Origin of the sequence: Conexibacter sp. CPCC 206217 (genome assembly GCF_030646165.1) — a bacterium.
Classification (GTDB): Bacteria; Actinomycetota; Thermoleophilia; order Solirubrobacterales; family Solirubrobacteraceae; genus Conexibacter.
Genome location: NZ_JAUTDO010000002.1, coordinates 289215 through 307794 on the forward strand (window position 1 = coordinate 289215; position 18580 = coordinate 307794).

Genomic DNA, 18580 nt, shown 5'->3' on the forward strand with positions numbered 1-18580 from the left:
ACTGTTACTCGCGAGTGAAGCGGGTGAGGAATCCCTGTGAACAAGAATTGAGGGCGCCCGTGGCGGACCCTCGCCTGCTAATCGGTGCGCCGTTCAGTCACGGTGAGAGATAGCGATCCAGCAGCCGGCGCAGCTCCGCCAGCTCCGGCTCACGCGCAGCCTCGGCGCCCTCCGCAAGCGTTTGCAGCACGAAGCCGCGCAGCGCCAGCTCGATCGAGCGGGCGACGATCGGCGGATCCGACGCGACGATCGACCCGTCCGCGACGCCGTCGCGCACCTGCGCCTCGAACGCGTCGACGACGAGATGCTGGAAGCTGCCCAGGCGCGTCGTGACGTACGGCAGCAGCAGCTCCGGGTCGACGTCGACGATGCGCAGGAAGAGCGGGTTGCGGGTGAGCCGGTCGGCGCCGAGCACCGCACCCTCGACGAGCCGCTCGCGCGCGCTCGTGAGCGTCGCCGCGGTGCGGTTGACGTCGCCGATGATCGCGGAGAACTCGCGCGTCATCAGCGCCTGGATCAGCGAGGTCACGTCGGGGTGGCGGCGGTAGAGCGTCATCCGGCTGACGCCGGCCCGCCGCGCGATGTCCGTCACCGTCGTGCGGCGCACACCGACCGCGAGCACGCACGCGCGCGCGGCGTCGAGCAGGGCGTCGTCCTCAACCGTCCGTTGTGACACGCGCAGAGTGGTATCAGGTCAGCCGTGCCGCCGGTCCCTTTCACCCGCGCGCGGGTGAACGCGATTTCTGAGAGTTCCCACGAGTCACTTGCGCTGACGTGCGCGGCGCGGGAAGATCGCGCCCGTGCCTCTAGAAGCTCGCTCACCTCGGCTGGATGCCGAGATCGAGGAGATCGTTCAGATCCTGCGCCGGTACGGCGTGATGCCCGTCCAGCGGGTCGCGACGCTGGCCGGTGCCGACTACTGGCACGCCGACTCCCACTTCGGCCGCGCGCTGGAGCGCGCGGTCACGCTGAAGCGGATCCGCCGGCTCGGCATCGACCTCTACGAGCTGACCGAGGACGCTCCGGTCTGACCTGTCGTGACCGCTCGCGCGCGGTCGTGACATCCTGGACGGTGCGATGCGAGTCCTCGTCCCCGCCGTCCGCTATGGCCTGCCGCTGCTGTTGACCGCGGTCGGCGTCTGGCTGCTGGAGACGCAGTCGGAGAAGTGGGGCGGCCTCGGCGTGATGCTGATCGGCACCGCCGTCATCGTCCTGATGCTCAACCTGCTCTTCCGCCTCAGCATCAAGTCCAACAACGAGCGCGCTGACGAAGAGAGAGCGCGCGAGTACTACGACGAGCACGGGCGCTGGCCGGAGGGGTACGGGCGGTAGGGGCGGCGCGGCGTGTGATCGTGCCGCGCTCTCGGCGCCGATTCGGCACAGCCCGCGCGCCACACGGCACAGTTTTCCTGGCACGCTCGGAGCATGCCGCCACTCCCCCTTGAGGACCGAAGGATTACTGCTGCTGTACAGCAGCAAACTGTCGGTCCTATCGATCGAGACATCGCAAAGCTGGCGGATCGCCAGCATGGTGTTGTGGCCAGGCGGCAGCTCGACGCGCTCGGGGTCACACCTTCGATGGTGGCCGTTCGCCTCGACCGTCGGCGACTGCTCAAACTCCACCGCGGCGTCTACGCCGTCGGCCATGCCCGTCTGACGCGACAGGGTGAATGGCTGGCAGCGGTGCTGGCCGCCGGACCCGGCGCCGTCTTGAGCCACCGCAGCGCCGCGGCCTTGCACGGCCTGCGAGGCGAGCGCGGCAGACGTGTCGACGTCGCTACCGCAGCGAACCGGGTCAGCACGCATCGGATCGAAGTGCACCGCCGCCAACTGCTCCCCGACGCCGACGTCACCGCACGCGCGGGGATCCCGGTCACAACGGTCTCGCGCACCCTCGTGGATCTTGCCGAGCTGCTCGGGCCCCGTCCGCTGGCGCGCGCCATCAACGAGGCCGACGTGCTCGGCATGCTCGACCTCGACGACGTGCTCGCAGCGACGGGCCGGTTGCGCGGACGGCGGGGCCGCGGCCGCGGCATGATCGTCGCCACGCTCGAGCGCCACCTCGGCCCGGATCTGCTGCGCTCCGAACTGGAACACCGCTTCAGAGAGCTGCTGATCGATCACGCACTCCCCCGAGCCGAGCACAACGTCCACATCGGCAGATGGGAAGTCGACGCATGCTGGCGCCCGCAACGTCTCATCGTCGAACTCGACAGCAGATTCCACGACACCCCTGCCGCACGACGGCAGGACGCCGTCAAGGAACGCGCGCTGCGGGCCGCCGGCTGGCACGTCGTCCGCTACCGCTGGCGCGACGTCGTCGGAGCCCCGCGGCGCACCGCGGACGAACTGCGCGGGGTGCTCCACTGACGAGGACCGAAGGATTACTGCTGCTGTACAGCAGCAAACTGTCGGTCCTCGGTGCGCCGCTAGTTCAGCAGCGCCTCGAGGCGGTAGGCGAGGGCCTCGAGCGCCAGCTCCTCGGTGACGTTGCTGCGCAGGCGCCGGCGGGTCTCCTCGACCAGTTCGACCCCGGCGCGCAGCTGGTCGGCTCTGCGGCCGTCGGCGTCCTTCGCCAGCTGCTCGGCGCGGTCGCTGTTGTGAACCAGCTCGGGCGTCTGCCACAGCAGGCAGGCGACGTCGCGCAGCCACAGCGAGGAGAGCTGCAGGCCGAGGTCCAGCGCGCCCGTCTCGACGCGGCGTCTGGTGCGGCGGATGCGCTCGGCGTACTCGTTCTCGAGTCTGCGCCTCTCTCTTCTGGAGACCATCTCCAGCTCGTCGGCGAGCTGCGCCTCCAGCTGCCCGACCGCGGTCTCGCCGCGCGCTCTCTTGACGCTCAGCAGCTCCCCCCACGGTCTCATGCTGCCGACCTTGCCGTGGATCGCCGCGCGCGCGAAGCGCTCGCCGCCGGCACGCAGCGCCGGCCCGTCGCCGAGCGCCAGCTCGAGCGCCCGCGCGCCGTCGCCGAGCGCCAGGCGCGCACACGCGGCGGCCTGCTCCGGCGGGACGCCGTGGCGCCCGACGCGCGCCTCCAGCTGCGCGACCGTGAGCGCGTCGAAGCGGACCAGCTGACAGCGCGAGCGGATCGTCGGCAGGACCTCCGCGATGCGGTCGCTCAGCAGCACGATGTGGACGAACCGCGCCGGCTCCTCCAGCGTCTTCAGCATCTTGTTCGCGGCCTGGTCGATCAGCGTGTCGGCGCGCTCGATCACGAACACCCGCCGCGTCGCCTCGAACGGCGTCATCGCCGCCGCCTCGACGACCGCCTCCTGCACGTCGCCGACGAGCATCTCGTGCGCGCCGCTCGGCGTCACCCACGTCAGATCCGGATGCGTGCCGTGCTCGACGCGCCTGCGGACGCCGTCGGGATCGGGCGCGCCGTCGGCCAGCAGCGCGGCCGCGAAGCCGCGCGCGGCGGTCCGCTTGCCGCTGCCGGCGGGGCCGTGGAAGAGGTACGCGTGCGACGGCCTCCCGCCGGGCGCGAGCGCGGCGCCGAGCGTCGCGCGCGCGTTGGGGGCGTGTTCGGTGCCGGGCAGGTCGGCCATGTGGATTCGAGCTTATCGGCGGGTGTGCGCAGACTGTCCACCGACGCGTGAGACGGCGATGCACGGGTAGCGTCTCGCCATGCCCACCAGACGCCCCATCTCAGGTCAGGTCGTGCTCGTCACCGGCGCCGCCCGCGGGATCGGCGCGGGGGCGGCGCGAGCGCTCGCGGCGCGTGGCGCGAAGGTCGCGCTCGTCGGGCTCGAGCCGCTGGAGCTGGCGAAGGTCGCCGCCGAGTGCGGTCCCGACGCCGCCTGGTTCGAGGCCGACGTGACCGACGCCGACGCGATCGCGGCGGCCGTCGACGGCGCGGTCGCGCGCTTCGGCGGGATCGACGTCGTGATCGCCAACGCCGGGATCGCGACCGGCGGCACCGTCCGCTCGATCGACCCGGCCGCGTGGGAGCGCGTCGTCGAGGTCAACCTGTTCGGCAGCTGGCGCACGATCCGCGCCGCGCTGCCGCACGTGATCGCGCGGCGCGGCTACGTGCTGCAGATCTCCTCCTTCGCGGCGGTCGGCCACGCGCCGTTCATGTCCGCCTACAGCGCGAGCAAGGCCGGCGTCGAGGCGTTCGCCGACTCGCTGCGCACCGAGGTCGCGCGTCACGGGGTCGACGTCGGCGTCGCCTACTTCTCCTGGATCGACACCGACATGGTGCGCGGCGCCGATGCGCGCAGAGAGCTCGGCGGGATGCGGGAGAAGCTGTCCGGCCCGCTCGGCAGGACCTCGCCGCTGGAGGACTGCATCGACGGGATCGTGGACGGGATCGAGCGCCGCCGCCGCTGGGTCACGGTGCCGAAGTGGGTGCGCGCGATGATCCTCCTGCGCGGCCCGCTCGCGGTGCTGATCGACCGGCTCGGCCGCAGAGAGGTGGCGGAGGTCGAGGACAAGATGCTCGCCGCGATCGAGCGCGAGGGCGCCGCGGCCGTGACCGCGCCCGTCGGCGCCGGCGGGGCGGCCGACAGCGCGGCGCGCGAGCGCGACCGGGCGATCCGGACGAGATAGCTGCGAGGCGCCGCGGCTACATCACGGTCTGCGCAGGAAGAAGCACTGCGTCGAGGCGGCCTCGGTCGGGTCCGAGCCGCTCGCGTAGCGGAGGCGCATCGGCCGATCGTACGGACAGCAGCGGCGCCCTGACGCCGCTCAACCCGGACCCGCGCCTCCGCTCCCTACCCCCCGTACCCCAGCGGCCGCTCCTGCGCGAACCTCCAGGCGTCGGCGACCATGTCGGTCAGCGACTTCGTCGGCGACCAGCCCAGCTCGGCGCGGACCTTGCCGTTGGCGGCGACCAGCCTCGGCGGGTCGCCCGGGCGGCGGTCGGCCTCCTGCGCGGGGACGTCGAGGCCGGTGACCGTTCTGACCGCCTCGATCACCTCGCGCACGGAGTAGCCGTCGCCGCTGCCGAGGTTGAAGATGCGGTGCTCGCTCGGGCGCGTCGCTTCGAGCGCCAGCACGTGGGCGTGCGCGAGGTCCTCGATGTGGACGTAGTCGCGCACCGCGGTCCCATCCGGCGTCGGGTAGTCGGTGCCGAAGATCTTGACCGCGTCCTGGCGCCCCTGCGCGGCGCGCAGCACGTTCGGGATCAGGTGCGTCTCGGGGTAGTGGTCCTCGCCGAGGTGGCCGCTGGCGCCCGCGACGTTGAAGTAGCGCAGCGAGACCGCGCCGAGCCCGTGCGCGCGGCACTCGTCGGTGATCATCCCGTCGACGGCGAGCTTCGAGGCGCCGTAGGAGTTGACCGGCCGGGTCGGCGTCAGCTCGTCCATCGGGACGACCTCGGGCTCGCCGTAGACCGCGCACGTGGAGGAGAAGACGAGTCGCTGCACGCCGGCCGAGCGCAGCGCGTCGAGCAGGTTCAGCGAGCCGACGACGTTGTTGCGGTAGTACAGCTCCGGTCTCAGCACGGACTCGCCGACGAGCGCGAACGCGGCGAAGTGCAGCGCGCCGTCGAAGCCCTCGGCGACGGCGTCGCGTACCCCCTCCGCGTCGAGCAGGCTCAGCTCCAGCAGCCGCGCGCCATCCGGCACCGCCGCGCGATGTCCCCGCTCCAGGCTGTCGAGCACGACGACCTCGTGACCCGCGCCGAGCAGCTGCTGCGCGACGATCGATCCGATGTATCCGGCGCCGCCGGTGACGAGAAGCTTCATGGCCGGAGTTTCTAACAGACGGACCTCACGGCTCCGGAGGCTCGTCGCCGAGCCGGCGCACTGAGTACCCTTGGGCGCTCGCGATGAGGCCCCGCACCCGCATCCGCCGCGTGTTCGCGCTCGCGCTCCTCCTGTTGCTGCTGCCGAGCGCCGCCGCCCTTGCCGATCGCGCGACGTTCGACAGAGTCTCGACCGCGTACGCCAACAACGCCGGCCAGCTCGATCCGTGCTCGTTCTCGCAGGCCGACCTGGAGTCGGCGCTGGAAGGGATCCCGAGAGAGTTCGAGAGCGTCGTGCCGGACCTCAGAAGAGCGATCGAGACCGGCATCCAGGCGCACAGAGAGGGCGACTGCAGAGGGATCGCGCCGACCGGCGGCGCCACGACGACGCCCGCCGGCACCCCGACGACCCCGACGACGCCCGCCACGCCGACGACGACGCCGACCACCCCGGCGACGACGACCGGCACCGAGACGGGCGCCGTGCCGCCACCGGTCGCGACGACCCCGTCGGCGACGCCCCCGGCCGCCGCCGCACCGTCGCAGGTGACGACGACGCCGGGCGTGCAGCCACCCGCGACGAAGCGCTCGACGAGACCGCTGATCGCCGGCGCGATCGTGCTCGCCGCGCTGCTGCTGCTGGCGCTGCTGACGTGGGGCTGGGCGCGCCTGCGCGGCTGGGATCCGCTGTGGGCGCAACGGGCGCGCCACGCCTGGGGCGAAGCCGGCTACCGTGTCACGACGACGTGGGCCGAGTTCACCGACTGGCTGCGGCTCGGCCGCTGAGACACTCGGCCAGGACGCGCAGATATTCCTCGCAGTTAGCGGGGCAGGCCCTGCGAGCCGACCGCCGACTTGGCTAGGTTCTGAGGAAGTGTCCCGTCGTGGCCCCGGAACGTCTAAAATAGATGTTTTCCAGGGATTAAAGAGTCGTCCGGTGTGAGCGGGAGCATTCACACCCCCCTTGATCAGGCCGAGATCCAGGTGGAGGCGACCGGCGGGCAATCCCAAGGAGCAGGCAGGCATGGCAAATCTCTCGCAGACCCCCCCGAACACGACCGGCACCCAGCCAGCTGAAGCGCTGCGCGTCTCGCGCCGCTTCACGTCCCCCGGAGTGCATCCGTTCGATGCGATCGAGTGGGAGCTGCGCGATGCCCGCATCGGCCATGGCGACAAGGTCTCGTTCGAGCAGGTCGGCGTCGAGTTCCCGAAGACGTGGTCGCAGAACGCGACCAACATCGTCACGCAGAAGTACTTCCGCGGACAGCTGAACTCGCCGGCCCGCGAGCGCTCTGTCAGACAGATGATCGGCCGCGTCGCCGGCACGATCGCCGACTGGGGCCGCCAGCGCGGCTACTTCGCCACGGCGGAGGACGGCGACACGTTCGAAGCCGAGCTGACGCACATCCTCCTGCACCAGCTGGCGGCGTTCAACTCGCCGGTCTGGTTCAACGTCGGCTTCGAGGAGCAGCCGCAGTGCTCGGCCTGCTTCATCCTCTCCGTCGACGACACGATGGAGTCGATCCTCGCCTGGAACACCAAGGAAGGCAACATCTTCCGCGGCGGCTCCGGCTCGGGCATCAACCTGTCGAACATCCGCGGCTCGATGGAGCCGCTGAGAAAGGGCGGGACCGCGTCCGGCCCCGTCTCCTTCATGCGCGGCGCCGACTCCTGGGCCGGCACGATCAAGTCCGGCGGCAAGACGCGTCGCGCGGCGAAGATGGTCGTGCTGGACGTCGACCATCCGGACATCCACGAGTTCATCTGGTGCAAGGCGAAGGAAGAGGACAAGGCCGAGGCGCTGCGCGACGCGGGCTTCGACATGTCGATCGACGGTGACGGCTTCACCTCGATCCAGTACCAGAACGCGAACAACTCCGTGCGCGTCTCGGACGAGTTCATGCACGCGGTCGAGCACGGCAGATCGTGGGACCTGACCGCCCGCACCGACGGCAGAGCGGTCAGGACGGTCGACGCGCGCGAGCTGATGCGCGAGATCGCCGAGGCCGCCTGGCGCTGCGCCGACCCGGGCGTCCAGTACGACACGACGATCAACCAGTGGCACACGAGCCCGGTCTCCGGCCGCATCAACGCGTCGAACCCGTGCTCGGAGTACATGCACGTCGACGACTCGGCCTGCAACCTCGCGTCGCTGAACCTGATGAAGTTCCGCCGCCCCGACGGCAGCTTCGACGTCGCCTCCTTCGAGCACGCGATCGACGTCGTCTTCCTCGCGCAGGAGATCATCGTCGGCGCCTCCAGCTACCCGACCGAGGGGATCGCGAAGAACGCCAACGCGTTCCGCCAGCTCGGTCTCGGCTACGCCAACCTCGGCGCCTACCTGATGGCGAACGGCATGCCGTACGACTCCGACGCGGGCCGTGGCACCGCCGCCGCGATCACGGCGCTGATGACCGGCCGCGCCTACCAGCGCTCGGCCGAGATCGCCGGCGCCGTCGGCACGTTCGAGCGCTACGAGGAGAACCGCGAGCCGCACAACGCGGTCATGCGGATGCACCGCGACGCGTCGTACGCGATCCCGAACGGCTCGTGCAGCGACGCCGCGCTGCTGACGGCCTCGCGTCGCGTCTGGGACGACGCGGTCGAGCTGGGCGAGAAGAACGGCTATCGCAACGCGCAGGCGACGGTGCTCGCGCCGACCGGCACGATCTCGTTCCTGATGGACTGCGACACGACGGGCGTCGAGCCGGACTTCTCGCTCGTCAAGTTCAAGGAGCTGGTCGGCGGCGGCTCGATGACGATCGTCAACAGAACGGTGCCGCTGGCGCTGCGCGAGCTCGACTACTCCGACGCGCAGATAGAGCAGATCGAGGCCTACATCAACGACAAGGGCACGATCGTCGGCGCCCCCGGCCTCGCGGCCGAGCACCTGCCGGTGTTCGACGTCGCCGTCGGCGAGCGCGCGATCTCGCACATGGGCCACATCAAGATGATGGGCGCGGTCCAGCCGTTCATCTCAGGCGCGATCTCCAAGACGGTCAACCTGCCGCAGACGGCGACCGTCGAGGACATCGCGGACGCGTACATCCAGGCGTGGCGCCTCGGCGTCAAGGCGCTGGCGATCTACCGCGACGGCTCCAAGACGGCGCAGGCGCTGCGCACCGACGCGCAGAAGGGCAAGAGCGTCGACGCCGCTGCGGAGGGCCTCTTCACGCAGGAGCAGCTCGACGCGGCGGTCGCCAACGCGGTCGCGCAGGCGCAGGCGGGCGTCAAGACCGACATCACGCCGGCGCGCAGACGGATGCCGCGCGAGCGTCAGTCGCTGACGCACAAGTTCTCGCTCGCCGGCCACGAGGGCTACATCACCGCGGGCCTCTACCCTGACGGCTCGGTCGGGGAGATCTTCCTGACCGACATCGGCAAGGAGGGCTCGACCCTCCGCGGCATGATGAACTCGTTCGCGACGACGGTCTCGATCGCGCTGCAGTACGGCGTGCCGCTCGAGACGCTCGTGCAGAAGTTCAGCTACATGCGCTTCGAGCCCGAAGGCATGACGATGAACCCCGAGATCCCGTTCGCGAAGTCGATGCCGGACTACATCATGCGCTGGCTCGCATCGCGCTTCCTCGACGCGGACGCGCAGGAGGAGCTCGGCATCCTCACGCCGGCCGTGCGCGCCCGCAAGAGCGCGCAGGAGACCGCGATGTCGGTCAACGGCGACACCTCGGGCCCGTCGCTGCCGTCCGCCGCGGCTGCGGCCCCCGCCGCGCCGACGACGCCGACCACCCCGGCCAACGGCGCCGTCGCGCAGCCGCCGACGGCTGCGCTGACCGACACCCCCCCGGTCGTGCCGGCCCGCATGGGCAACTTCGGCCTCGACCTCGGCCCGGCGTGCGAGCAGTGCGGCGGCATGATGCAGCGCACGGGCTCCTGCTACACGTGCTCCAGCTGCGGCAACAACACCGGCTGCGGCTGATCCCAGCCGGCGGCGCGCTGCCGCCGCGCTGACAGAGACGTTCCGTGAGGGCCGCCCGGTGGGCGGCTCTCATGCGTTGGCAGGCCCTCGCGGGTTTCCCGCAACGGTCGGTGGTTGTCACGGAGGGCGGACACGCAGCTCTGCCCGATGGCGCGGGGGCGCTGCGGTCGTACGGTGAATGCACACCTCAGCTCCCCGCCGACGAACTCCGAAGGAGACCCTCATGGCCCGCTCTACGCTTATCGCCTCGAACCCCGCAGGTCCGGCTCAAACCGCCGCAGAACGCAAGCCGGCCGCCGCTGCGAACGACAGCGCTGCAGCGAACGCGGCCCACACGCTGACCCGCGAGGTCGCCGCGCGCTACACCTGGGCCGCCGCCCGCATCTCGCTCGCGACGATCTTCCTGTGGGCCTTCCTCGACAAGCTCTTCGGCCTCGGCCACGAGACCGCCTCGGCCGACTCCTGGCTCAACGGCGGCAACCCGACCGAGGGCTTCCTGAGCCACTCCGTCGGCCCGTTCTCCGGCATCTACCAGGACATCGCCGGCGCGACGATCGTCAACGTGCTGTTCATGGCCGGCCTCGCCGCGATCGGCGTCGCGCTCCTCAGCGGCATCGCGATGCGCTTCGCCGCCGCGGCCGGCGCACTGATGATGGTCCTCATGTGGAGCGCGTCGCTGCCGCCGGAGAACCATGTCTTCATGGACGACCACATCATCTACGCGATCGTCCTGATCGGCCTGGCGTTGGTCCGCGCCGGCGACACGCTCGGCCTCGGCCGCATCTGGTCTGAGACCGCGCTCGTCAAGCGGCTGCCCTGGCTGAACTGACCCGAACCATCCCCGACCGCTGATGCCCCGGCCACCCCGCCGGGGCATCAGCGCGTTCTCGGGCAGATCTCAGCCTCCCGCGAGGGGATCCCGAGGCGGCGGGCGTTGACTGGTCCAGGACACCAGTCACCGACAGGAAGGACCACGCCAATGCGCCTCCCCAAGCCGATCATCGCCGCCCTGGCGGCCGGCACGCTGCTGCTCGGCGGCGGCACCGCGCTCGCAGCCAGCAGCTCGTCCGACTCGGGCTCCGGGTCGAGCGGGTCGGGCACGACGACGCAACAGCAGCAGGACAGACCATCGCAGCCGCAGGGCCAGAACGGCGGCAGAGCGGGTGCGCCATGTCCCGAGGGCACCGCCCCGCGCAGCTCCGGTGAGTCCGGCTCCAGCGACTCCTCCAGCTCCGGCAGCGCCGACGCGACCGGCAGCGTCTGACCCAGAGACCCGTCCCCGCGCGCCCTTCCCCGCGCGGGGGCGGAGCTCAGCCGCGCCGGTCGGCGAGCGCCCAGCTGGCGGCGCCGCTGACGGCGGCGACCGTCAGCACCGACGGCCAGGCGCCGATCCGCTTCGCGAGCGGATGGGACGCGCCGAAGCCGCCGAGGTAGGTGGCGAGCAGCGCACCCGCGACGGGCGCGCCTGCGGAGCGCGCCCATTCGCGCGTGCACCACGCGCCGGCGACCGCGAGGACAGCGCCGCCGAGCGGGCGCACGCCCGTCTCGCGGGCGACGAGGTAGCCGCCGACGAGCGAGCCGGCGGCGACGGGAGCTGTGGGAAGGGCCATCGTCCGATCCTAGTGCGCGACATCCAATTAGGGCACCCTAATCAATTTGCTGGTAGGGTCACCGCCTGCTTTAGATAAAGGCAACCTTACAGATATCCTGCGACCGTACGCGGTCGCCACGGAGAAGGAACCAGCATGCCCCGCGCTCACCCGCGACGGCGCCGGCTCGGACGGTTCGCGCTCGCGACCGGCGTGGCCGCGTCGACCGCCGTCATCGTCGCCGCCGCCGCTCCAGCCGCCGCGCTCGCCGCCGGCGAGCCGCCCGTCTCGCTCGCCTCCGGTCACCTCGACTGGGGCGTGAAACAGTCGTTTCGCACCTACATCGCAGGGCCGATCGCGCATGGCTCGATCACGGTCTCCGACGGCGTCACGACCAACCCGGACGGCAGCTTCCGCTTCCCGCTGCAGTCCGGGAGCTTCGACCCGGTCGCGAGAACGACCGTCGTGCAGTTCGACGGCCGCGTCCACTTCAGCGGCCACGCCGGTCAGCTGGAGATGGAGCTGACCGATCCGCGCGTCGAGCTGACCGCCGACGGCGCGCAGCTGGTCGCCGACGTCGAGAGCAAGCAGCTCGACGGCGCGACGATCGGCTACCCGGGCGTCGCGCTCGCCGACCTCGACATCGGCGAGGCCAGCCCGACGATCGGCGGCAGCGTGCTCAGCCCGACCACCACGTGGACCGCGCTGCCGGCGACGCTGACCGCGCCCGGCGCACCTGCCTTCGCCGGCTTCTACACCGCCGGCACGACGCTCGACCCCGTCACCTTCGCCTACGACGGGCCCGGCGGCAAACCCGCGCTCGAGCAGTGGACCGCCCCCGGCGTCTCGAAGTACGAGCTGAGCGGCACGTACAGCAGACCGGGCTGGAAGGTCTACACCGTCCTGCCCGACGAGCGGCGCGACGTGACGCACGCGATCCTCAACGTCGGCGGCGGCAAGGCCGCCGTCCAAGCGCTCGACCCCGCGACGCTCGCTCCGAAGGCCGACCCGGTCGAGATCGACTGGAAGTACAGCGGCGCGACGCTCGACCCGTCGACCGGCACCGTCTTCGTGCACACCGTCCCCTCCGGCGCCGGCAGCAGAATCACGCTGCTGCGTTGGCACGAGGCGACCGCCAGCTACACGACCGAGTCCGTCCCGACGACCAACGCGGCCGCAAGGCAGCTGGCCTACGACCCGTTCACGAGAACGCTCTACGGGGTCCAGGAGGACGACTTCATCCCGCAGCCGGTCATCAGACAGGGCGACGACGGCAGCTGGACCTTCACGTCGTACGCGCCGGAGAACATGTACCCCCTCAGCATGACCTGGCGCGACGTCGTGACGGCGACCGACGGGACCATCCTGGAGGTCGACAACTCCTACTACAACGTCACGACGCCGATCGTCACGCGCCACTACGACCCGGTCACGAGAACGGTCTCGCGCAGAGCGATCCCCGGCCAGGAGGCGCTCGGCATCAGCGGCCTCGGCTTCACCTGGATCCAGCCCGGCCCGGACGCGACCGCCTACGCCGCGGAGTTTCGCAAGCAGCAGGGGTACCTCGTCAAGCTCAGAGGCAGCGACGGCGAGTGGGCGCTCGACGGCCCGCCGCTGAGACCCGGAATCGCCGCGGCCGGCATCGCCGTCGACCCCAACGACGCGACGGTCGGGCTGCTCGACGGCGCCTACGACCTGCAGATTCTCGACAGAGCAGGCAGAACCGTCCGCACGATCCCCAACCCGAACAGAAGCGGCACGCTCGACACGCACGTGCTGACCGGCGCCGACGGCACGATCTACATGCGCGCCGACTGGTACGAGAGCGAGGGCGGCAGCGCCGCATACGCGATCACGCGCTCCGGCGCCTCCCCCGCGCTGACGCAGCAGCCGCAGGACGCCTCCGTCGAGGTCGAGGACGCGCCCGGAGCCTCGGCGCAGGCGACCTTCGCGGCCGCCGCCGACGGCACCCCGGCGCCGAGCGTGCGCTGGCAGGTGCGGGTACCGGGCAGCGCCGGCTGGAGCGACGTGCCGGGCGCCACGAGCGGCTCGCTGACGGTCGCGGCGACCGCCGCGGAAGCAGGCAGCCGCTATCGCGCCGTGTTCGAGAACGCGGCCGGAGCGGTCGCGACGGCGCCCGCGACGCTGTCGGTCAAGCTGCTGCCCACGACCGCGCCGCCGACGGGCGGAGAGGACCCGCCGAGCGGGGGCGACCAGCCCGGCGGGGATCTGCCGGGCGGCGGCCAGCAGCCGCCCCCGCCACAGCCGCCCGCGCCACAGCCGCAGCCACAGCGCAGACCGGCAGCGCCGAGGGTCTCCCAGCTCAAGCTGAGCGCGACGCGTCTGACGCTGCGGCTCTCGGGCGCGGCGCGCGGCAGCGCGCGGATCGAGCGGCGCACCGTCAGACGCGTGCGGCGCAACGGGCGCACCCGCACGAAGACCGTCTGGCGCCACGTTCGCACCGTCAGGCTCAGCAGCGCCCGCGCCGGCACGATCGGCGTCAGGCTGCCCCGCCTGTCGCCCGGCACCTACCGCGTGACCGTCCGCGCCGACGCGCCCGGCAGCTCGTCCAGCTCCATCCGGCTCGCGCGCACGGTCGTCGTGCGCGCGGCGCCCGCGACGCGGCGCTGAGTCGCGTCGCATCCCCCGAACCACCCGGCCCGCGCGCGCTCGCCGTGCGCGGCGCCGGTGACACCCGCGCCACAGCGGCACCGCACCTCCGACCAGACCAGGAACGGATCCCCCACATGCACCACGAACCCTCGTTGTCGCGGACGTGCCGCGGCGCCTCCGCTCCCGCCGCCGGGGCACGCCGGCGGCGCGGACGCGCCCTGCGGCGCACGCTGACGCTCGGCGGCGCGCTCGCCGCCGCGGCGGCCGGCGCGCTGGCACCGACCGCCGCCCAGGCCGCCTCCGGCTGGTCGCCGGCCGGCGAGCTGCCGAGCGCCCGCTACGCCTTCGACGCGGTGACGCTGCCGGACGGCGGCGTGCTGGCGGCCGGCGACGGCGCCGGCGCGTTCAGCGACACGGGCAGCCGCTGGAACCCGCTCGCCAGCAGCTGGGCCGACACGCCGAGAGTGGCCGGCTTCGGCCACTACCTCGGCTTCGCCGCGCCGCTGCCCGACGGAAGAGTCCTGTTCGGCGGCGGGCTCGGCGACAGAACCGCCGACCTGTTCGATCCGGCGACCGGCCAGTGGACGCCGACCGGCGCGCTCGCCGCCGTGCACCACAACGCGACCGCCACGGCGCTGCGCGACGGCACGGTGCTGGTGGCCGGCGGCAGCTCCGCCGGCACCACGGCCGAGCTGTACGACCCGCAGAGCGGCAGCTGGAGCACCGTCGGCACGATGACCCAGAGCCGCGCCTACCACTCCGCGGCGCTGCTGCGCGACGGCCGCGTGCTGCTCGTCGGCGGCCAGGGCGGCGACGCGGTCACGAGCGCGGAGCTGTACGACCCGGCGAGCCGCGCGTTCGCCGCAACCGGCCCGCTGACCGAGGCGCGCGCAAACAGACCGACCGCGACGACGCTGCGCGACGGCCGTGTGCTGGTGACGGGCGGATACGGCACGCCCACCGGCCTGGCGAGCGCCGAGCTGTACGACCCGGCGAGCGATCGCTGGAGCGCGGCCGCTCCGCTCAGAACCGGTCGCTGGTACCACAGCGCCGCGCTGCTCAGCAGCGGCCGGGTGCTGGTCGCCGGCGGCAACGCGGGCTCGACCCAGACGCTCGACTCGACCGAGATCTGGGACCCGGCGACGGGCAGCTGGAGCGACGGGCCGAGACTGGCCGGCTCGCGCTCGCGCGCGGGGCTCGTCGCGCTCGGTGACGGCCGCGTGCTGGTCGCGGGCGGCTACAGACGCACCGCCACCGACGTCGGCAACGTGGCGCTGAGAAGCAGCGAGCTGTTCACGCCCGCCACCGTCGTCGCCGGCGAGGCGCTCGACTTCGGCGACGTGACCGTCGGGCGCCGCGGCGCCGTGCTGCGCGCGCGCTTCGTCAACGACGGCGACGAGCCGCTGTGGGTGCAGGACAGCGCGATCGGCGGGGCGCAGGCAGGCGACTTCGCGCGTGTGGAGGACGGCTGCACCGGCGTGCGCGTCGCGCCGGGCCGCGCCTGCGCGATCGCCGTGCGGTTCGTCCCCGGCGCCGCCGGCGCGCGCGCCGCGACGCTGACGATCGCCGACTCGACCGTCGCCGGCACCACGACCGTTTCACTGAGCGGCGCGGGCGTCGCCGCCGACGCCGGGCCGGCGGGTCCGCAGGGACCGAGCGGCCCGGCCGGCGCCGACGGGACGGCCGGCCCCACGGGCGCGCCCGGCGCGCTCGGCACCCCCGGCACGACCGGGGCGAAGGGCGAAGCGGGGGCAACTGGACCGCGCGGCGCGATCGGCCCGCGCGGCGCGACGCCGAGAGTCGCCGTCAGCTGCAGGCTGGTCAGACGCCGCACGGCCGTCACGTGCATCGTGCGCAGCAGAGCGAGCGCGCGCACGTCGGCGACGGTCCGCCTGGCGGGCACGCACAAGCAGGCGCACCGCAGCGGCCGCGGCACGCTCCGCGTGACGCTGACCGCAAAGCGGCCGATCGCAAAGCGCGCGCGCGTGTTGGTCAGCGTCACGACGCCCCGCGGCCGCGCGGAGATCGCCGTGAACGCTCAACGCTGACGGTCACCTACGGAAGCTGCAGCACTCCGTCCGCGACTTCCCGCGACACGTCGACGACGCGGCGGCGGGTTGCGCGGGCGTGGGTGCGCAGGCGTTCGAACGCCGTCAGCTGGTCGACCCCGTGGCGCTCCATCAGGATCCCCTTCGCGCGCTCGATCGTCGCGCGGCGCTCGAGCGCGTTCTCCAGCTGCTCGACCTTCGTCTCCAGCCGCGCCAGCTCGGCGTGACGGCGCAGCGCCAGCTCGATCGCGCTCTGCACGGCGTCCGGCGTCTCCGGGCGCGCGTAGGCGTCGATGCCGCGGTCGGCGGCGCTGGCGACGAATTCCGGGTCCTCCCTCAGCGTCAGCACGACGACCGGGCCGGACGCATAGGCCGAGATCTCGTCGATCAGCGCGAGCGCGTGGTCGTCGTCGGCGTGCAGCACGACCATCGAGATGTCGGGGTCCTCGCTGGCGACCTTCTCCGCAACCTCCGAGACCTCGATCGCGAACGCGATCACCTCGTGGCCGAGGTCGCGCAACGTGGCGCCGAGGCGCTCCAGCGCCTCGCGATCCTCGTCGGCGATCAGAACGCGCAGTCCCTGAGTGCTCACGCGACGCCCATTCGCTCGCCGCGGCCAGTAGAATGAAACGTCATGTGCCGGTGCGTTGCACCGGCATCACCGAAGCGCCCCAGACCCCCGGCGCCCAATGCAGCAGCCGGAGGGCACCCGCGACGGTGATCACGAAAGACGGAGATCTCGAAAGAGACGGGCGCAGCCATGGACGCCCGTCAGCTTACAGGCGGCCCGCGGACGCTGAACGTCAGCGGATGGTCGAGCAGCACCTCGGCCTCGCACGGCATCTCGCGCGCCGCTACGCCGACAGCGGCGAGCCGTTCGACGACCTCGTGCAGGTCGCCTCGATCGGGTTGCTGAAGGCCGTCGACCGCTTCGATCCGGAGCGCGGCGTCAGCTTCAGCTCCTACGCCGTTCCGACGATCCTCGGCGAACTGCGCCGCCACTTCCGTGACCGCGGCTGGGCGATCCACGTCCCGCGCGACCTGAAGGAAGCCGCGCTGCGTGTCGACCGGATGATCAGGGACCACGTCGGCAGACCGCCGACGCCGGCTGAACTGGCGCGCGAGACCGGTCTGGGCCTGGAGACGGTGCTGGAGGCGCTGGAGGTCGCGGGCGCGCACCGCGCGCTGTCGCTCGACGCGCCCGCCCGCGCCGGCGCCGACGCGGAGGAGGACGCGCCGACGATGGCCGACCGGCTCGGCGGCGACGACGACGAACTGGAGCGGGCGACCGCGCGCGTCACGATCGAGCAGCTCTCGCGCGGCCTCGACCCGCGCGAGCGCGAGATCCTGCGGCTGCGCTTCGCAGAGGACCTCACGCAGTCGGAGATCGGCGCGCGCGTCGGCGTCTCGCAGATGCACGTATCACGGCTGATCCGGACCGCGCTGATGCGGATGCGGCTGCAATCGCAGGCGTCACCGCAGCGCGCCTCGCAGCCGGAGCGCACGGCGATCAGGGACGGCAGCAGACCTCTTTAGCGACCTTTCATGTGACGTTGAGCACGTGTTGCGCGAAGGGGGCGAAGATCCCTTCCATGCAAGACACCGCGATCACCATCGCCGCAGCGATCGTCATCACGCTCACTGCGGTCACATACGCGCTCATGATCTGGGCGAACGCGCACCGCTCCTGAACCACGTCGCAAACCCCGAGCAACCCTGTCGCGCCCCGCTATCTTCGATACCGAACGAATATCGAAGAGGACGGTGACGACGAGATGGCGACGAGAGTGACCAAGAGCGACGCCGAGTGGCGCGCGCAGCTGACGCCGGAGCAGTACACGGTGCTGCGCCAGAAGGGCACCGAGCGACCGTTCACCGGTGAGTACGTCGACGTGAAGGCAGACGGCACCTATCGCTGCGCCGGCTGCGGCGCGGAGCTGTTCGCGTCCGACACGAAGTACGACTCCCGCTCCGGCTGGCCGAGCTTCCACTCGCCCGCCGGCGAGGACGCGATCGCGGTCGAGCAGGACACCAGCCACGGGATGGTCCGCACGGAGGTCAACTGCAACAGCTGCGGCGGCCACCTCGGGCACGTCTTCGACGACGGCCCCGCGCCGACCGGGCTGCGCTACTGCATCAACTCCGCAGCGCTGGAGCTCGACGCGAAGGAGTAGCGCTCGCGCGGCGCACCAGCACAGGCACGAGCACGGGCGGTCCGCAGCGGACCGCCCGCAGTCGCGCTCAGCTCCACCAGCCCGGCAGGATCTCGCCGTCGCCCTGGTGGCGCGCGCCGAGCGCGAGCAGCTCGAGCCCGTCGTCGTCGGCCTCGAAGCAGCGCGCCACCGGCGGCGCGACGCGAATCGCGTCGAGTCTCTTCAGCTCCACGACCTGCTCGTCGAGCTTCGCCCGCCCGCTGCCCGCGAGCACGACGTAGACCTCCTCCGCGTCTCTGTGGCGGTGGCCGAACGACTGGCGTCTGCCGGGCAGCAGGCTGTGCAGGCTGAGCCCGGTGCGCTCCGCGTGCAGGTCTCCGGCCGGGAAGCGCGCGGCGCCCGTCTCACCGAACCCGTGCTTGGCGGCGGCGTCCTCGACGTCGAGGAGGTTCACGCGCGTGTAGTCGGTCTGTCCGTTCGTCTCCATGAAGTCACCGTATTCCCCCATTTGCACGTTGTCTTGGAAGAACGCGACAGCGGTCCGCTACGTTGAC

Annotated in this window: 19 protein-coding genes; 12 read left to right on the top strand and 7 right to left on the bottom strand. The window is 72.0% G+C overall.

Going from position 1 to position 18580, the window contains the following annotated elements; translation table 11 throughout:
* Positions 1 to 97 precede the first annotated feature (97 nt).
* On the bottom strand, positions 98 to 676 hold the full coding sequence (locus Q7L65_RS06095) for a TetR/AcrR family transcriptional regulator (protein ID WP_304719444.1): 579 nt from the start codon (positions 674 to 676) through the stop codon (positions 98 to 100).
* Between the two features lie 124 nt (positions 677 to 800).
* On the opposite strand from Q7L65_RS06095, the gene Q7L65_RS06100 reads away from it, so the two are divergent.
* From Q7L65_RS06100 to Q7L65_RS06110, 3 genes are all read left to right on the top strand, one after another.
* Positions 801 to 1031 carry a hypothetical protein gene (locus tag Q7L65_RS06100; RefSeq protein WP_304719446.1) on the top strand — a complete coding sequence of 77 codons (231 nt, stop codon included), beginning with the start codon at positions 801 to 803 and terminating at the stop codon, positions 1029 to 1031.
* Positions 1032 to 1077: 46 nt separating this feature from the next.
* Positions 1078 to 1332 carry a hypothetical protein gene (locus Q7L65_RS06105; RefSeq protein WP_304719448.1) on the top strand — a complete coding sequence of 85 codons (255 nt, stop codon included), beginning with the start codon at positions 1078 to 1080 and terminating at the stop codon, positions 1330 to 1332.
* Positions 1333 to 1425: 93 nt separating this feature from the next.
* Positions 1426 to 2370 carry a DUF559 domain-containing protein gene (locus tag Q7L65_RS06110; RefSeq protein ID WP_304719449.1) on the top strand — a complete coding sequence of 315 codons (945 nt, stop codon included), beginning with the start codon at positions 1426 to 1428 and terminating at the stop codon, positions 2368 to 2370.
* Between the two features lie 59 nt (positions 2371 to 2429).
* Here the strand turns inward: Q7L65_RS06110 and Q7L65_RS06115 are convergent, their stop codons facing one another.
* Positions 2430 to 3545 carry a hypothetical protein gene (locus tag Q7L65_RS06115; protein ID WP_304719450.1) on the bottom strand — a complete coding sequence of 372 codons (1116 nt, stop codon included), beginning with the start codon at positions 3543 to 3545 and terminating at the stop codon, positions 2430 to 2432.
* Between the two features lie 79 nt (positions 3546 to 3624).
* Between Q7L65_RS06115 and Q7L65_RS06120 the strand changes: the two genes are divergently transcribed.
* Positions 3625 to 4548, top strand: coding sequence for an SDR family oxidoreductase (locus Q7L65_RS06120; RefSeq protein WP_304719452.1), 924 nt, complete (start codon positions 3625 to 3627; stop codon positions 4546 to 4548).
* A gap of 164 nt (positions 4549 to 4712) precedes the next feature.
* Here the strand turns inward: Q7L65_RS06120 and galE are convergent, their stop codons facing one another.
* Positions 4713 to 5687 (bottom strand): UDP-glucose 4-epimerase GalE, encoded by a 975-nt coding sequence (galE, locus tag Q7L65_RS06125; RefSeq protein ID WP_304719453.1) that lies wholly within the window; start codon positions 5685 to 5687, stop codon positions 4713 to 4715.
* Positions 5688 to 5770: 83 nt separating this feature from the next.
* Between galE and Q7L65_RS06130 the strand changes: the two genes are divergently transcribed.
* The 4 genes from Q7L65_RS06130 (at position 5771) to Q7L65_RS06145 (ending at position 10887) form a co-directional block, all read left to right on the top strand.
* Positions 5771 to 6472 carry a hypothetical protein gene (locus Q7L65_RS06130; RefSeq protein WP_304719454.1) on the top strand — a complete coding sequence of 234 codons (702 nt, stop codon included), beginning with the start codon at positions 5771 to 5773 and terminating at the stop codon, positions 6470 to 6472.
* 238 nt (positions 6473 to 6710) lie between these two features.
* Positions 6711 to 9623, top strand: a complete 2913-nt coding sequence (locus tag Q7L65_RS06135; protein ID WP_304719456.1) for a vitamin B12-dependent ribonucleotide reductase — start codon at positions 6711 to 6713, stop codon at positions 9621 to 9623.
* Between the two features lie 223 nt (positions 9624 to 9846).
* The gene (locus Q7L65_RS06140; RefSeq protein WP_304719458.1) at positions 9847 to 10452 is read left to right on the top strand and encodes a DoxX family membrane protein; all 606 of its coding nucleotides are present in this window, start codon (positions 9847 to 9849) and stop codon (positions 10450 to 10452) included.
* A 150-nt stretch (positions 10453 to 10602) separates the two neighbouring features.
* Positions 10603 to 10887 carry a hypothetical protein gene (locus Q7L65_RS06145; protein ID WP_304719460.1) on the top strand — a complete coding sequence of 95 codons (285 nt, stop codon included), beginning with the start codon at positions 10603 to 10605 and terminating at the stop codon, positions 10885 to 10887.
* 46 nt (positions 10888 to 10933) lie between these two features.
* Here Q7L65_RS06145 and Q7L65_RS06150 read toward each other — a convergent pair whose 3' ends face one another.
* Positions 10934 to 11233: a hypothetical protein gene (locus Q7L65_RS06150; protein ID WP_304719461.1), complete on the bottom strand. Its 300-nt coding sequence runs from the start codon at positions 11231 to 11233 to the stop codon at positions 10934 to 10936.
* Between the two features lie 135 nt (positions 11234 to 11368).
* Between Q7L65_RS06150 and Q7L65_RS06155 the strand changes: the two genes are divergently transcribed.
* Together Q7L65_RS06155 and Q7L65_RS06160 are read left to right on the top strand one after the other, a co-directional pair.
* Positions 11369 to 13843 (top strand): HtaA domain-containing protein, encoded by a 2475-nt coding sequence (locus Q7L65_RS06155; protein ID WP_304719462.1) that lies wholly within the window; start codon positions 11369 to 11371, stop codon positions 13841 to 13843.
* A 116-nt stretch (positions 13844 to 13959) separates the two neighbouring features.
* Entirely contained in the window at positions 13960 to 15873 is a 1914-nt protein-coding gene (locus Q7L65_RS06160; protein WP_304719465.1) for a kelch repeat-containing protein, read from the top strand.
* 7 nt (positions 15874 to 15880) lie between these two features.
* Here the strand turns inward: Q7L65_RS06160 and Q7L65_RS06165 are convergent, their stop codons facing one another.
* On the bottom strand, positions 15881 to 16465 hold the full coding sequence (locus Q7L65_RS06165; protein ID WP_304719466.1) for an ANTAR domain-containing response regulator: 585 nt from the start codon (positions 16463 to 16465) through the stop codon (positions 15881 to 15883).
* A 32-nt stretch (positions 16466 to 16497) separates the two neighbouring features.
* Between Q7L65_RS06165 and Q7L65_RS06170 the strand changes: the two genes are divergently transcribed.
* Positions 16498 to 17409 carry a SigB/SigF/SigG family RNA polymerase sigma factor gene (locus Q7L65_RS06170; protein ID WP_304719467.1) on the top strand — a complete coding sequence of 304 codons (912 nt, stop codon included), beginning with the start codon at positions 16498 to 16500 and terminating at the stop codon, positions 17407 to 17409.
* 7 nt (positions 17410 to 17416) lie between these two features.
* On the opposite strand, the gene Q7L65_RS06175 is transcribed toward Q7L65_RS06170, so the two are convergent.
* Positions 17417 to 17569, bottom strand: coding sequence for a hypothetical protein (locus Q7L65_RS06175; protein WP_304719469.1), 153 nt, complete (start codon positions 17567 to 17569; stop codon positions 17417 to 17419).
* Positions 17570 to 17648: 79 nt separating this feature from the next.
* Between Q7L65_RS06175 and msrB the strand changes: the two genes are divergently transcribed.
* A complete protein-coding gene (msrB, locus tag Q7L65_RS06180; RefSeq protein WP_304719470.1) occupies positions 17649 to 18047 on the top strand; it encodes a peptide-methionine (R)-S-oxide reductase MsrB in 399 nt (132 codons plus the stop codon).
* 67 nt (positions 18048 to 18114) lie between these two features.
* Here msrB and Q7L65_RS06185 read toward each other — a convergent pair whose 3' ends face one another.
* Positions 18115 to 18513: a cupin domain-containing protein gene (locus Q7L65_RS06185; protein ID WP_304719472.1), complete on the bottom strand. Its 399-nt coding sequence runs from the start codon at positions 18511 to 18513 to the stop codon at positions 18115 to 18117.
* Between the last annotated feature and the right edge of the window lie 67 nt (positions 18514 to 18580).